At 71.6% G+C, this 14,398-nt stretch carries 10 protein-coding genes; 8 read left to right on the top strand and 2 right to left on the bottom strand.

Features of this window, described 5'->3' with window-relative positions; all coding sequences use genetic code 11:
• Positions 1 to 130: 130 nt before the first annotated feature.
• The 3 genes from ssuE to ACYVIP_RS19770 are packed head-to-tail and all read left to right on the top strand — an operon-like array spanning position 131 to position 3,161.
• Positions 131 to 679 (top strand): NADPH-dependent FMN reductase, encoded by a 549-nt coding sequence (gene ssuE, locus ACYVIP_RS19780; protein ID WP_460398363.1) that lies wholly within the window; start codon positions 131 to 133, stop codon positions 677 to 679.
• The gene (locus ACYVIP_RS19775; RefSeq protein WP_460398361.1) at positions 676 to 1,830 is read left to right on the top strand and encodes an LLM class flavin-dependent oxidoreductase; all 1,155 of its coding nucleotides are present in this window, start codon (positions 676 to 678) and stop codon (positions 1,828 to 1,830) included. The genes ssuE and ACYVIP_RS19775 overlap by 4 nt, the downstream gene beginning before the upstream one ends.
• Entirely contained in the window at positions 1,827 to 3,161 is a 1,335-nt protein-coding gene (locus ACYVIP_RS19770) for an NtaA/DmoA family FMN-dependent monooxygenase (RefSeq protein WP_460398359.1), read from the top strand. The genes ACYVIP_RS19775 and ACYVIP_RS19770 overlap by 4 nt, the downstream gene beginning before the upstream one ends.
• Here ACYVIP_RS19770 and ACYVIP_RS19765 read toward each other — a convergent pair.
• Positions 3,153 to 4,016 carry an NmrA family NAD(P)-binding protein gene (locus ACYVIP_RS19765; RefSeq protein WP_460398357.1) on the bottom strand — a complete coding sequence of 288 codons (864 nt, stop codon included), beginning with the start codon at positions 4,014 to 4,016 and terminating at the stop codon, positions 3,153 to 3,155. The genes ACYVIP_RS19770 and ACYVIP_RS19765 overlap by 9 nt on opposite strands.
• A gap of 74 nt (positions 4,017 to 4,090) precedes the next feature.
• Here ACYVIP_RS19765 and ACYVIP_RS19760 point away from each other — a divergent pair, with 74 nt between their 5' ends.
• Positions 4,091 to 4,645, top strand: coding sequence for a TetR/AcrR family transcriptional regulator (locus ACYVIP_RS19760; protein ID WP_460398355.1), 555 nt, complete (start codon positions 4,091 to 4,093; stop codon positions 4,643 to 4,645).
• Here ACYVIP_RS19760 and ACYVIP_RS19755 read toward each other — a convergent pair.
• On the bottom strand, positions 4,642 to 5,871 hold the full coding sequence (locus tag ACYVIP_RS19755) for a sulfite oxidase (protein WP_460398353.1): 1,230 nt from the start codon (positions 5,869 to 5,871) through the stop codon (positions 4,642 to 4,644). The two genes, ACYVIP_RS19760 and ACYVIP_RS19755, sit on opposite strands and share 4 nt — an antisense overlap.
• A gap of 139 nt (positions 5,872 to 6,010) precedes the next feature.
• On the opposite strand from ACYVIP_RS19755, the gene ACYVIP_RS19750 reads away from it, so the two are divergent.
• From ACYVIP_RS19750 to ACYVIP_RS19735, 4 genes are read left to right on the top strand one after another with little or no spacing between them, the layout of a single operon-like run.
• On the top strand, positions 6,011 to 7,000 hold the full coding sequence (locus tag ACYVIP_RS19750; RefSeq protein WP_460398351.1) for a LacI family DNA-binding transcriptional regulator: 990 nt from the start codon (positions 6,011 to 6,013) through the stop codon (positions 6,998 to 7,000).
• A gap of 38 nt (positions 7,001 to 7,038) precedes the next feature.
• On the top strand, positions 7,039 to 9,819 hold the full coding sequence (locus ACYVIP_RS19745) for an RICIN domain-containing protein (RefSeq protein ID WP_460398349.1): 2,781 nt from the start codon (positions 7,039 to 7,041) through the stop codon (positions 9,817 to 9,819).
• Entirely contained in the window at positions 9,816 to 11,642 is a 1,827-nt protein-coding gene (locus ACYVIP_RS19740; protein WP_460398346.1) for a glycoside hydrolase family 76 protein, read from the top strand. Before ACYVIP_RS19745 ends, ACYVIP_RS19740 begins: the two co-directional genes overlap by 4 nt.
• Before the next feature lie 13 nt (positions 11,643 to 11,655).
• Positions 11,656 to 14,391, top strand: coding sequence for an AbfB domain-containing protein (locus tag ACYVIP_RS19735; RefSeq protein WP_460398344.1), 2,736 nt, complete (start codon positions 11,656 to 11,658; stop codon positions 14,389 to 14,391).
• Positions 14,392 to 14,398 lie beyond the last annotated feature (7 nt).

Below are 14,398 nucleotides of genomic sequence, written 5' to 3'. Positions count from 1 at the left end.
CTGTCCCACGATGCGGACTTTGTTGCCTGCCAGCGAGGTCCGTGCCTGAATGGAAGTGGTGGCACACCGCCCATCCGTAGTCCAAAATGGACGGTCGGCCGCTTTCCGCCCACCGGGTATGGAGGTTCACTTGTCCTCGATCATCGCGCTGGCGGGTAGCCCGTCGGTCGACTCCCGCACGGTCGCGCTGCTGGCGCACATCGCGACCGGGCTGAGTGCCGACGGGCACGACGTGCGGGTGGTGCCGGTGCGGGCGCTGCCGGCCGAGGCGCTGCTCGGCGCGGACGCCGCGGACCCGGCGGTCGCGGAGGCGGTGGCCGCCGTCGCCGCGGCCGACGCGCTGATCGTGGGGTCGCCGGTGTACAAGGCGGCCTATTCGGGGGTGCTGAAGACGTTTCTCGACCTGCTGCCCGGCTCCGCGCTGGCCGGCAAGGCGGTGCTGCCGGTGCTGACCGGCGGCGCGCCGATCCACCAGCTCGCCATCGACTACGCGCTGCGCCCGGTGCTCACCGCGCTGGGCGCCCGGCACGTCGTGTCCGGACTGTTCCTGCTGGACAAGCAGATCGACCGCACGCCGACCGGCGTGGTGCTGGCACCGGACGTGCGGGCCACGGTCGACGCCGCGGTGGGAGAGCTGGCGGCGGCGCTCCCCATCGCCGCGCCGGGGGTGTGGCGATGACGGTGGCAGGAGCCGCATCGCCACACCTCGCCGTCGCGTTGGACGGTGCCGGCTGGCATCCGGCGGCGTGGCGGGAGCCGGCAGCTCGGCCGGCCGAGCTGTTCACCGCCGGCTACTGGACCGACCTGGTGCGCGAGGCCGAACACGGGCTGCTTGACCTGGTGACGTTCGAGGACTCGTTCAGCCTCCAGCCGGGCGCCGACGGCCGCACCGACCGGGTGCTCGGCCGCCTCGACGCCGCGCTGATCGCGTCCGCCGTCGCGCCCCGCACCAGCGGGATCGGCCTTGTGCCAACGGTCGTCGCGACGCACACCGAGCCCTTCCACATCTCGAAGGCGATCGCGACGCTGGACTACGCGAGCCTCGGCCGGGCCGGCGTGCGGGTGCGGGTGTCGGCGAGCCAGGACGAGATCGCCCACGTCGGCCGGCGTCCGGAGCTGGTCGGCGTGGAGCGGGGCGCGGCGCTGGTGGCCGACCTGATGGCCGAGGCGTCCGACTACGTGGAGGTGCTCGGCAGGCTGTGGGACAGCTGGGAGGACGACGCGGAGATCCGGGACACCGCGACCGGCCGGTTCGTCGACCGGGACAAGCTGCACTACATCGACTTCGCCGGGCGCTGGTTCTCGGTGAAGGGCCCGTCCATCACACCGAGGCCGCCGCAGGGACAGCCGCCGGTGTTCGCGCTGGCGCACGCCGACCCGGCGTACCGGTTCGCCGAGCGGTCGGCCGACGTCGTGTTCGTGACGCCGAAGGACACCGACGACGCGGCCGACATCGTCGAGCGCATCGACGGGGTGGCGCACGTGTTCGGTGATCTCGTGGTGTTCCTCGACGACACCCCGGGCGCCGCCGCGGACGGGCTCGCCCGGCTCGACGAGCTGGCCGGGGAGCCCTACACCTCGGACGCGGCGGTGTTCACCGGCACGCCGGCCGCGTTGGCCGAGCAGCTGTTCGCCTGGCAGGCCGCCGGGTTGACCGGTTTCCGGCTGCGGCCGGGCCGCCTGCCCCACGACCTCGAGGCCATCACCCGTGGCCTGGTCCCCGTCTTACAGGCAGCCGGCCGGTTCCGCCGTTCCTACCCCGGCGGCACCCTGCGCGATCGCCTTGGCCTCGGCACACCAGCCAACCGGTACGCGGAAGTGACCCGATGACCAAACAAGTACATCTGGCCGCGCATTTTCCCGGGGTGAACAACACGACCGTGTGGAGTGACCCCGAGGCGGGTAGCCACATCGAGTTCTCCTCGTTCGAGCACTTCGCGCGTACGGCGGAACGGGGCAAGTTCGACTTCATGTTCCTCGCCGAAGGGCTGCGGCTGCGTGAGCAGGGCGGCGTGCTCTACGACCTCGACGTGGTCGGCCGGCCGGACACGTTCGCCGTGCTCGCCGCGCTCTCCGCGGTCACCACCCGGCTCGGGCTGGCCGGCACGATCAACTCCACGTTCAACGAGCCCTTCGAGGTGGCGCGGCAGTTCGCCTCGCTGGACCACCTCTCCGGCGGGCGGGCCGCGTGGAACGTGGTCACCTCGTGGGACGCGTTCACCGGCGAGAACTTCCGGCGCGGCGGCTTCCTCGCCGAGCCCGACCGCTACCGGCGGGCCGAGCAGTTCCTGCGCGCCGCGTGGACCCTGTTCGACTCGTGGCGCGGCGAGGAGATCCTGGCGGACAAGGAATCCGGCCGGTTCCTGGCCGGTTCGGCACCGGGCGGGTTCGCCCACCGCGACGACCACTTCGACATCGCCGGCCGGTTCACCGTGCCCACCAGCCCGCAGGGCAGACCGGTGATCTTCCAGGCCGGCGACTCCGACGACGGCCGCGAGTTCGCCGCCGCCACCGCCGACGCGATCTTCTCCCGGCACGGCACCCTCGAGGCTGGCCAGGCGTTCTACCGCGACGTCAAGGGCAGGCTCGCGAAGTACGGCCGCACACCGGACTCGCTGAAGGTGTTGCCGGCGGCCACGTTCGTGCTCGGCGACACCGACGCCGACGCGCGCGAGTTGGCCGGCATCGTGCGCCGCCAGCAGGTGAGCGGGCAGACCGCGATCAAGCTGCTCGAACAGGTGTGGAACCGGGACCTGTCCGCCTACGACCCGGACGGGCCGCTGCCGGCCGAGGACCCGGTCGCGGGGGAGAACACCGTGTCCAAGGGCAGGGCGAGCGTGCGGATGACGCGGGATCCCGTTGCCAGGGCCCAGGAGTGGCGGGCGCTGGCGGCGGAGAAGAACCTGTCGATCCGCGAGCTGATGATCGAGGTCAGCGCCCGGCAGACGTTCGTCGGCTCACCGGCCACGGTCGCTCACGAGATCAACCACCTGGTGCAGCAGAACGCGAGCGACGGGTTCATCCTCGTCCCGCACATCACCCCGGGCGGGCTGGACGTCCTCGTCGACCAGGTGGTCCCGCTGCTGCAGGAGCGCGGCGTGTTCCGCACCGAGTACACCGGCAGCACGCTGCGGGACCACCTCGGTCTGCCGTCACGCTGACCAGGACGCCCGCACGGTCTCGGCGTTGTCGCGCAGGAACTCGTCGAACGTGCGGGCCGGGCGGCCGGTGAGGTCGGCGACCGCGGTCGTGGTGGCCGCGAGCCTGCCGTCCGACGCCTGGGCGAACAACGTGGCCACGTCGTCGGCGAAGTCCGCCGGCAGGCCGAGCGCGGCCAGCCGGGTGGCGAACGCGCCCGCCGGCAGGTCGACGTAGTGGATCCGCCTGCCGGCCACGGCCGAGAGCCTGGCGGCGATCTCGGTGTGGGTCAACGCCTCCGGCCCGGTGAGGACGAACGTCTCACTATGCCTCGGGTCGCCGGTCAGCAGCGCGGCCGCGCTCGCCGCGATGTCCACGCAGTCCACATAGGACACTCGGGTGTCGCCGTAGGCACCGAGGATGTCCCCGTGCTCGGTGAACACCGCCGCGCCGGTGCGGAAGTTCTGCATGAACCCGTTCGGTTGCACGATGCTCCAGCCGAGCCCGGAGGCCCTGAGGTGTTCCTCGATCACCCAGTGCGCGCCCTCGGCGAGCCGCCCGCCCTCGCGGGCGTGCCAGACCGACAGCTTCACCACGTGGCCGACCCCGGCCGCGACGGCGGCGTCGATCACCGCGCGCTGCTGGCGGATCATCGGTTGCTCGCCGTCGGCCGGCTGGGCGCCGCCGGCGTTGAGGAACACCCGGTCGACGCCGGTCAGCGCGGCGGCCACCGAGTCGGGGTCGTCGAGGTCGCCGACCACGTACGGGCAGCCGAGCGCCTCGCCCCTGGCCCGGTCGCGCACGAACGCGGTGACGTCGCGCAGCTGGTGGACGAGGTGGCGGCCGATACTGCCGGTCGCGCCGAAGACCAGGATCATCGGGATCTCCCGTTAAGCTGAGGGTGACTCGAGTAGTTAAGTCGAGGCTACCTCAGATTAATCGGGAGGCAAGGGTGGCACCCAGGCGGCCGAGAGCGGACGCGCGCCGCAACTACGACCGGTTGCTCGCGGAGGCCGACGTGGTGTTCCGCGACCAGGGCACCGGCGCGTCGCTGGAGGGCATCGCGCGCCGTGCCGGCGTGGCGATCGGCACCCTGTACGGCCACTTCCCGAACCGGCGGGCACTGGTCGGCGCGGTACTGCGGGAACGGAACGAGGCGCTGTTCGCCGAGGGGGACGCGCTGGCCGGCGAGCCGCCCGGGACGGCGCTGCGCCGGTGGGTGGCGCTGGTCGTCGAGCACGCCGCGACCTACCACGGGCTCGCCGCCATGCTCGCCGACGGCGTCGACGACGAGGCATCGGAGCTGCACGCGTCCTGCACCCGGATGGACGGCATCGGCGAGCGGCTGGTCACGCTCGCGGTGCGCGCCGGGGTGGTGCGGCCGGAGGTGACCGGGGCCGACGTGTTCGCGCTGATGAACGCGGGCGCGTGGACCCAGGAGCACGCGTCGGCCGAGCAGGCGGCCCGGCTGGTCGGCTACGCCCTCGACGGCCTGCTGGTCGGCTAGGCGGCCACCGTGACCGGATGCCCGACCACCGCGCCGAACAGGTAGCCCTGGGTGTTGTAGGGCGTGCTGTCCTGCTGGGTGGCGCCGGTGCGGTCGGTGGCGCGGGCGCGCAGCGTGTACGCGCCGGGCGCCGTGGGGCGCCAGGGAACAGACCAGCTCTGCCAGCCGTTCCCGCTGCCCTGCGGGGTCGCGCGGTGCCAGGAGTGGCCGTCGGTGCTGACCTCGACCCTGCGGATGCCGCCGGTGCCCGACCACGACCGGCCGCGCAGCTGGTGGGTGCGGCCGGCGGACAGTGTGCCCTCCCATGGCAGTTCGAAGGCGCTCTTGGTGTTCTGCGCGCCGAGAAGTTCGCCCTCCGGCGGGTAGTCCGGGCCGAAGTACCGGTAGAACTGGGTGTTCCACGGCGACAGCAACGGGGTGTCGGACACCTCGATGCGGCCGAGCCACTTGATCGAGGAGATGCCGATCCAGTCCGGCACCACCAGCCGGGCCGGGAAGCCGTGATCGGGCGGCAGCGGCTCGCCGTTCATCTCGTAGGCGACCAGGACGTCCTTGAGCGCCTTGCGTACGGGCAGCGGCCGGCGCACCGGGCCGAGGTTGACCCCGCCGGTGACGTAGTCCGGGTCGAGCCCGTGGGGGAGCACGTCGACCGCGGCGGGTGTCAGCCCGGCCCGTTCGAGCACAGTGGACAGTGGGACCCCGCGCCAGCGCGCGACGCCGACCGCACCGAGCCGCCACGGGGTGCCGGAGACCGTCTGGCCCTGCTGGGTGGTGAAGAGACTCCGGCCGTTGCCGGCGCACTCGATCCGCGCGGTGACCGTCTCGGCTGGCAGGTCGAGCAGGTCCTGGTAGGTGAACTCGACCGGGTTGTCCGCCGGCGGCGCGCCGAGTAGACCGCTGCCGAACAGCTGGAGGCGCCAGGTGTCGGCCGACAGCGACGGGGTCAGCGTGTGGTTGCGCACGAAGAAGCGGTCGGCCGGCACCAGGTTGCCCACTCCGGACAGCGCCTCCCACCGGGTCTCGGCGTTGGTGCCGTGCACGATGAACGTGTCCGCCGGCAACGGTTTCACGATCGGGCCGGCCTTGGCCGCGGCCGTGGCGGTCCACAGTGGACTCGCCAGTGGCACGGCCGCGGTGGTGATGGTCGCCAGTCGCAGGAACGTCCGTCTGCCGAGGCGTGCCCGGTCGTAGGTGGCTTCGTGGGTGAGGTCCTCGCGCTGGGTCATTCCGCTGCCTCTCTCGCCGCGCCGGCTATCTGATGATGCCGGTCGCCGGCCGGGTTGGCGCGGCGTCCCATTTCCTGGGAAGCCGGTTTGCCTGATTCCATCGTTGGTACATCGTTGTAAAAGCGGTAGGCTCAGCGGCATGGCCACGCTCAGGGATGTCGCGGTGCTCGCCGGGGTGTCCGTGAAGACCGTGTCCAACGTGGTCAACGGCTACGAGTTCGTGAAGCCGGAGAACCGCCGCCGGGTGGAGGACGCGCTGGTCGCCACCGGCTACCGGCCCAACGTCGGCGCGCGCAACCTGCGGCGCGGGCGCACCGGGTTCATCGCGCTGGTGGTGCCCGAACTGAGCATCCCCTACTTCGGCGAGCTGGCCGGCGGAGTCATCGAGGCCGCCGCGCGGCTGGACTGGAACGTGCTGATCGAGCAGACCCAGGGCGACCGGGACCGCGAACGCGACACCCTGGCCGCCCTCGGGCCGCACCTGGTCGACGGCGCGCTGGTCAGCCCGCAGGCCGTCGAGGCGGGCGACCTCACCGCGATCGGCGTGCCGGTCGTGCTGCTCGGCGAGCACTCGCTGGCGTTGCCGCTGGACCACGTCGGCATCGACAACGTCCGCGCGGCGCACACCGCGGTGCGCCACCTGGTCGACATCGGGCGGCGGCGGATCGCGGTCATCGGCCACCACCCGACCAGAGGGACCGCCGCACAACGGCTGTCCGGCTACCGCGCGGCGCTCACCGAGGCCGGGCTGCCCCCGCGCGACGACCTGGTCGCCGAGGCGTTGCGCTACCACCACCGCGACGGCGCGGCGGCCATGGACCGGTTGCTGGACCTGGCCGATCCGCCGGACGCGGTGTTCTGTTTCAACGACCTGCTCGCCCAGGGCGCGGTCCGGGCGGCGGTCGACCGCGGCCTGGACGTGCCGCGCGACGTCGCGATCGCCGGCTTCGACAACGCCGAGTACAGCGCCTACAGCGTCCCGTCCCTGACCACCATCGCCCCGGACAAGACCGCGCTCGCCACCACGGCGGTCGACCTGGTCAACCGCAGGCGCATCGACCCCGAGTTCCCACCCGAGGACATCTCGATCCCGTTCACCCTGGAGATCCGCGAGAGCACCACGCCATAACCGAACAGCACCAGGACCCCCCTGCACCTGGAGCAGACATGTCAGTACAGCGACGTACTTTCCTGACCGGTGGCGCACTGGCCATCGGTGGCGCCCTGACCGCGAGAACCGCCGCGGTCGCCGACCCCGGCCGCCGTCCGCCGCTTCGGCCGGCGGCCTTCCATCGACTCCCACCCGGCGCGGTCCGGCCGGCCGGGTGGCTGGCCACCCAACTGGACCGGCAGGTCAACGGGCTCAACGGCCGGTTCCAGGAGGTCTCCCACTTCCTGCGCTACGACGACTGCGGCTGGGTCCAGTCCGATCGCGCCGGCTGGGAGGAACTGCCCTACTGGCTGCGCGGTTTCGGCGACCTCGGCTACGTCACCGGCGACTCGCGGGTGCTCGCGGACACCGAGCGCTGGATCGAGGCGGTCATCGCCACCCAGGCCGCCGACGGCTACTTCGGGCCGGCCCAGCACCGCTCCTCGCAGTTCGGGCACGCCGACCTGTGGCCGCACATGCCGATGCTGCACGCGCTGCGCTCCTGGGCCGAGTACCACCAGGACACCCGGATCGACGGGCTGCTCACCCGGTACTTCCAGTTCGTGGCCAGGCAACCGAACGCGGTGTTCGTCGACGGCTGGGGCACCACCCGCTGGGGCGACACGATCGACGTGCTGCACTGGCTGTACGACCGGACCGGCGATGCCACCCTGCTCGACCTCACCCACCGCATCCACCTGCACTCGGCGAACTGGGTGGACAACATCCCGAGCCTGCACAACGTCAACTTCGCGCAGGGGTTCCGGGAGCCGGCCCAGTACTGGCAGCTGTCCGGTGAGGACACTCATCGCGCATCGGTCTACCGGGTCTACGACCGGATGATGGCCACCTACGGCCAGTTCCCCGGCGGCGGGTTCGCCGGCGACGAGAACGCCCGACCCGGCTTCGGTGATCCCCGCCAGGGGTTCGAGACCTGCGGTGTGGTGGAGCTGATGGCCAGCCACGAGTTGCTGACCAGGCTCACCGGCGACCCGGTGTGGGCCGACCGCACCGAGGAGCTCGCGTTCAACCTGCTTGCTCCGAGCCTGGATCCGCTCGGCAAGGTCTGCCACTACGTCACCAGCGCCAACTCGGTGTGGCTGGACGACGTCGGCAAGGGCCGGCGGCAGTTCCAGAACGAGTTCGCCATGCAGGCCTACAAACCCGGCATCGACCAGTACCGCTGCTGTCCGCACAACTACGGCCAGGGCTGGCCCTACTTCGTCGAGGAGATGTGGCTGTCACTGCCCGGCGGCGGGCTGGCCGCGTCGCTGTACGGGCCGTGTTCGGTGACCGCCGACCAGGTCACCATCACCGAGCAGACCGACTATCCGTTCGGGGACACCATCACCTTCCGGTTCGCGCTGCCGGCGCCGCGCGCGTTCGGGTTCGCGGTGCGGATACCCGGCTGGTGCGCGAACCCGGTGCTGACGGTCAACGGCGCCGCGGTCGGCGCGGCGGGCGGCCCCCGGTTCGTCACCGTCAACCGGACCTGGACCAGCGGCGACACCGTGGTCCTGCGGCTGCCGATGACGCCGAGAACCCAGGTCTGGCAACGCAACCACCACGCGGTGTCGGTGGACCACGGCCCGCTGACCTTCTCCCTGGAGATCGACGAGCGGTGGCGCCGCTACGGCGGCACCGAGGCCTGGCCGGAGTACGAGGTCACGCCCGGCTCGGCGTGGAACGTCGGCCTGGTGCCCGGCGCGGCGCTGACCGTGCGCACCGGCGGCGATGTCGACGACCCGTTCACCCTGGCCAGCACACCGATCCGGATCACCGCGCAGGCACGGGACATCCCGGACTGGACCGCCGACAGCGAGCACGTCGTCGGCACGTTGCAGGGCGGCCCGGTCGCCACGGCCGCGCCCGTGCGGCCGGTGACGTTGGTGCCGATGGGCGCGGCCCGGCTGCGGATCACCGCGTTCCCACAGACCGGCGGATCCGCCGGCTGGGGCACCCCGGGCGTGCTGTGCCGGATCCAGAACCGGCACAGCGGCAAGGTGCTGGGCATCGACGGCATGTCCACGGCCGACGGGGCCAGGATCGTCCAGTTCGACGACAACGGCACGGCCGACCACCGGTGGCGGCTGGTGGACTGCGGCAACGGCCGGGTGAAGGTCGGCAGCGAGCACTCCGGCCGGGTGCTGGGCATCGATGGCATGTCGACCGCGAACTCCGCGCCCGCCGCGCAGTTCGGCGACACCGGCACCCCCGACCACGTGTGGGAGCTGGTGGACAACGGCGACGGCTGGTTCCGGCTGCGCAACCGGCACTCGGCGAAGGTGCTCGGCGTCGACCTGATGTCCACGGAGAACTCCGCGCCGGTGGTGCAGTTCGACGACAACGGCACCGCCGACCACCTGTGGCGGATCATCCCGGACGGGTTCGTCCGGGTGTCCAACCTCAACTCCACCAAGGTGCTGGCCGTCGACCAGATGTCCACAGCGGACTCGGCGCGGGTGGTGCAGTACGCCGATGACGGCACGCCCGACCACGACTGGGAGTTCCTGCCGGACGAGGACGGCTACTTCCGGATCCGCAACCGGCACGCCGGCAAGGTGCTGGCCGTCGATCGGATGTCCACAGCGGACTCGGCGTGGGTGGTGCAGTTCACCGACATCGGGACCAGGGACCATCTGTGGCGGCTGCGGTCGAGCACGGACAACGTGTGGCGGCTGCAGAACGCCAACTCGGGCAAGGTGCTCGCGGTCGACGGCATGTCCCACGCCGACTCGGCGCAGGTCGTCCAGTTCGCCGACACGGGGACGGCCGACCACCTCTGGGGCCTGCGGTGAGGGCCGCGATCGCGCTGGTCGCCGCGCTGGTGGCCGGCACACTGACCGTGCCGGCAGCGGCACAGGCAGCGGCACAGGCAGAGCCGAGAGCCGAGGTGTGCTTCCTGCACTGCGACCGGCTCGACCCGTCCCAGGCCGGGCAGGAGACCTTCCCGGTGCCCGAGCGCACCATCAACGGCCGACGGCTGGTGCTCCACGTGTCCGATGTGGACGGCATGGCGTGGGGCAGCATCGACGCCGGTACCACCGGCGACGCGGTCTGGCTGGACCGCTCGTGGGACGGCGGCGCCACCTGGGAGGGCCTGCTCGGCAAGGCGAGCGTCCCGGACACCTGGACCGGCACCCGCACCCTGATGTACAACATCGCCGACCCGCGCGGACACCGGCGGGGCGTCATCCGCGCCTGCGGCGACGCCGCCGGGATCGTCTGCACCGACTGGGTGTACCCGATGGTGTGCGACGTCCAGTGCGACCGGACCGACGCCGGCGGCGCGGACGGTGACCTCCAGCCGGTGCCGCCAACCACGTTGCACGGCCGCACGATCCGGCTGCACGTCGACCGGACCGGCATGGCCTGGGGGACCATCGAGGCCGGCGGCGCCGGCGACGAGATCTGGCTGGACCGCTCCTGGGACACCGGGGTGAGCTGGCCGGACGGCTCGTCGCTCGGCCGCACCTCGGCCACCGGCGCCTCGGCCAGGACCACCATGTTCGCCACCCGTGACCCGCGCGCCCGCCACTACGGCGGCGCGGTGCGCGCCTGTGGCCGGGCCGCCCAGTACCCACAGGGCAGCTGCACCGCATGGGCCCGACCGGCCCCGGCCCGCGCGGCCGCGGCCGCCGACGCACTGCTGTACTCCTACGACCCGTACGACGGCTGGTGGGCCGGCAGCTGGTGGAATTCGGCGGCCACGCTCACCTCGGTCATCGAGTACGCCGCCCGCACGGGCGACCGCCGCTACGACTGGGTCATCGCGCGCACCTTCGACCGCAACCGGGGTACCTTCCCCGCCGGCGGGCGCGGGACCGATCCGATCGAGGGCAACTTCGTCAGCCGGTCCATCGACGACAGCGCCTGGTGGGCGCTGGCCTGGGTGGCCGCCTACGACCACACCGGACAGACCCGCTACCTGGACATGGCCAGGACCATCGCCGACTACGTGCACGGCTTCTGGGACCAGACCAGCTGCGGCGGCGGGGTGTGGTGGGACCGGGAACGCACCTACAAGAACGCCGTGACCGCCGGCCAGTACCTGCGGCTGACCGCGTCGCTGCATCGGCGTATCCCCGGCGACACGGTCTGGCTGGCCAGGGCCCGCACCGCCGCGGACTGGTACCTGGCAAGCGGTCTGGTCAACTCCGCGAACCTGGTCAACGACGGGCTGACCCGCGACTGCCGCAACAACGGCCAGACCGTGTGGACCTACAACCAGGGGCTGGCGATCGGCGGCCTGCTGGAAACCTGGCGGGCCACCGGCCAGACCGGCTACCTGGACGCGGCCAGGCGCCTGGCCGACGCCGGCACCACCAGTCCGGTGCTGACCAGTGCCGGCGTGCTGACCGAAAGCTGCGACGTCGGCCAGAACACCTGTGACGACAACCAGAAGCAGTTCAAGGGCATCTTCGTCCGCTACCTCGCCGACCTCGCCTCCGCCACCGGATCGCCTGCCTACCAGGCGTTCCTGCGCACCCAGGCGAACACCATCTGGGCCGCCGACCGCGACGCGCTCAACCGGCTCGGCGGGCGCTGGGCGGGCGGCAGCCCCAACCCGACCGACTGGCGCACCCAGGCGAGCGGCCTCGAAGCGCTCACCGCCGAATGAGGGAGTACCACCCATGAGACGGATCCTCGCCAGCATCACGACGCTGCTGATCGCGGCGTCGGCCGCGGTCGCGGTCACGCCGACCGCGCACGCGGCCGAGTGGATACCCAAGACCCCACCGCTGAGCACCCCGTGGACCGACCAGGTCTCGCCGACCAACGCGCTGCCGGAGTACCCGCGCCCGCAGCTGGTCCGCGCGGACTGGCTCAACCTCAACGGCGTCTGGGAGTTCGCCGGCGCGCCCAACCTGGACTCGCCGCCGATCGGCCAGACGTTGCCCGAAGGCGTGCTGGTGCCCTACCCGATCGAGTCGGCGCTGTCGGGGATCCAGCGCCACGAGGACAACATGTACTACCGCCGCACGTTCACCGTGCCGTCCACCTGGGACGGTCGGCGGGTCAAGCTCAACTTCGGCGCGGTCACCTGGGAGACCAGGGTCTGGGTGAACGGCACCAGGGTCGGCACGCACACCGGTGGCTTCGACCCGTTCTCCTTCGACATCACCGACGCGCTGCGCGCCGGCGCCAACGAGATCATCGTCGGCGCGTACTCGCCGATCGACGGCAGCACGTTCCCGATCGGCAAACAGCGCCGCGACCCGAGCGGGATCTGGTACACGGCGGCGTCCGGGATCTGGCAGACGGTGTGGCTGGAACCTGTGCAGGCCAACCACATCACCCGCCTGGACACCGTGCCCGACGTGCCGGCGGGGGTGCTCGACCTGGTCGTGCGCGGCACCGCGGGCCAGCAGGTGACCGCCGAGGTGCGCACCGGCACGACGGTGATCGGCTCGGCCACCGGGACCGTCGGCACGCACCTGCGGATCCCGGTACCCAACGCGCGACTGTGGTCGCCGGACGACCCGTTCCTCTACGACCTGCGGGTGACCATGGGGTCCGATGTGGTCACCGGCTACTTCGGCATGCGCTCCCTTGGCAAGGCGGTCGTCGGCGGGGTCATGCGCCCGCTGCTGAACGGCAAGTTCGTCTACCAACTCGGCACCCTGGACCAGGGCTACTGGCCGGACGGGATCTACACCGCGCCGACCGACGAGGCGCTGCGCTTCGACCTCGAACGGCAGAAGGCGCTCGGGTTCAACATGGTGCGCAAGCACATCAAGGTCGAGCCCGCCCGCTGGTTCTATCACGCCGACCGGCTCGGACTGCTTGTCTGGCAGGACATGCCGGCACTGGACGCGGTCGACGACGTGCCGGCGCGGGCGCACGCGAACTACGAGTCCGAGCTACGCCGGATGGTGGAGAACCTGATCGGCATCACCTCGATCGTGCAGTGGGTGCCGTTCAACGAGGGCTGGGGCGAGTACGACAACGGGCGGATCGTCGACCTGGTGCGCTCGATCGACTCGAGCAGGCTGATCAACCACAACTCCGGCTCGAACTGCTGTGTGTCGGACCCCGAACCGTCCAATGGGGACATCATCGACGACCACGGCTACCAGATGTCCTCTGGCACCCGACCGCCGACGGCCACCCGGGTGGCGGTGCTCGGTGAGTACGGCGGGCTCGGCAGGCGCGTGGTCGGCCACGAGTGGGAGCCGGGTGCCGGATTCGCCTACGGCGACCTGTATCCCGACGAGACCTCGCTGACCAACCGGTATGTCGAGATCACCCGCGAGGTCGGCCGGTTCGTCCAGACCAGGGGACTGTCCGGCTCGGTCTACACCGAGCCCTACGACCTGGAGAACGAGGTCAACGGGTTCTACACCTACGACCGGCGGGTGCTGAAGATGACCGCGGCGCGGGTGCTGGAGGTCAACCGGCGGGTGCTCGCGCAGGCGGCGGGCACCGAGGTGGGGCGCGGTGAGGCGGTGTCGCTGCGGGTCACCACCCCCGGGTACACCAACCGCTATCTGCGCCACCAGGACAGTCTCGGCCGGACCGATGTGGACAGTGGCACCGATCTGCTGAAGAAGGACGCCACGTTCCTGGTGCGCCCCGGCCTGGCCAACGCGTCCTGTGTGTCCTTCGAGGCCCGCAACGCGCCCGGCCGCTACCTGCGGCACGCCAGCTCGCGGATCCGCCTCGACGCCTCCGACGGGTCGGCGACGTTCAACGGCGACGCCACGTTCTGCGCCAGGCAGGGCCACGGGGCGACCGCGCTGGAGTCGTTCAACAACCCCGGCGCGTTCATCCGGCACCACAACGAGCTGGTTTACCTGGCACGGGAGGGCGGGTCGAACCCGTGGGACACCGCGGCCGGTTTCGCGGCCGACACGACCTGGGCCGCGGTGATCCCGTTGTGGCGCAGTGCCGCCGACCTGCCGCTGGACCAGACCAGGTCGCTGCGGGTGACCACACCGGGGTTCACCGACCGCTACCTGCGCCACCAGGACAGCCTGGCGCGCACCGACGTGGTGACCTCGGCGAGCTCGGCGGTACTGAAGTCGGACGCCACCTTCGTGGTGCGGCGGGGTCTGGCCGACCCGTCGTGCTACTCGTTCGAGGCGCGCAACTTCCCCGGCAGCTATCTGCGCCACCAGTCGTTCCGGGTGCGGTTGGCGGGCACCGAGAACAGCGACGTCTACCGCAAGGACGCGACGTTCTGCGCGCAGCCGGGGTCGAGCGCGGGTTCGGTGCGGCTGACGTCGATCAACGAGTTGGGCACCAACATGCGCCACTACGCGGAGGAGGTCTGGGTGGCCTCCAGCGGCGGTGCGCACATCTATGACAACCCGTCGTCCTACGACGTGGATGTCAGCTGGAGCGTGGCCGCGGCCTGGACGCCGTAGCCGGTGG

The organism is Actinophytocola sediminis (assembly GCF_054779715.1).
The sequence above is the reverse complement of the archived record's forward strand: the minus strand, read 5'-3'. Positions and strand labels throughout refer to the sequence as shown.

What these genes read in the sequence shown, in the direction of transcription:
- ACYVIP_RS19745 (WP_460398349.1), top strand. Translation starts at nt 7,039, where the DNA reads ATGTCAGTACAGCGACGTACTTTCCTGACCGGTGGCGCACTGGCCATC.
- ACYVIP_RS19735 (WP_460398344.1), top strand. Translation starts at nt 11,656, where the DNA reads ATGAGACGGATCCTCGCCAGCATCACGACGCTGCTGATCGCGGCGTCG.
- ACYVIP_RS19775 (WP_460398361.1), top strand. Translation starts at nt 676, where the DNA reads ATGACGGTGGCAGGAGCCGCATCGCCACACCTCGCCGTCGCGTTGGAC.
- ACYVIP_RS19765 (WP_460398357.1), bottom strand. Translation starts at nt 4,016, where the DNA reads ATGATCCTGGTCTTCGGCGCGACCGGCAGTATCGGCCGCCACCTCGTC.
- ACYVIP_RS19755 (WP_460398353.1), bottom strand. Translation starts at nt 5,871, where the DNA reads ATGACCCAGCGCGAGGACCTCACCCACGAAGCCACCTACGACCGGGCA.
- ACYVIP_RS19750 (WP_460398351.1), top strand. Translation starts at nt 6,011, where the DNA reads ATGGCCACGCTCAGGGATGTCGCGGTGCTCGCCGGGGTGTCCGTGAAG.
- ACYVIP_RS19770 (WP_460398359.1), top strand. Translation starts at nt 1,827, where the DNA reads ATGACCAAACAAGTACATCTGGCCGCGCATTTTCCCGGGGTGAACAAC.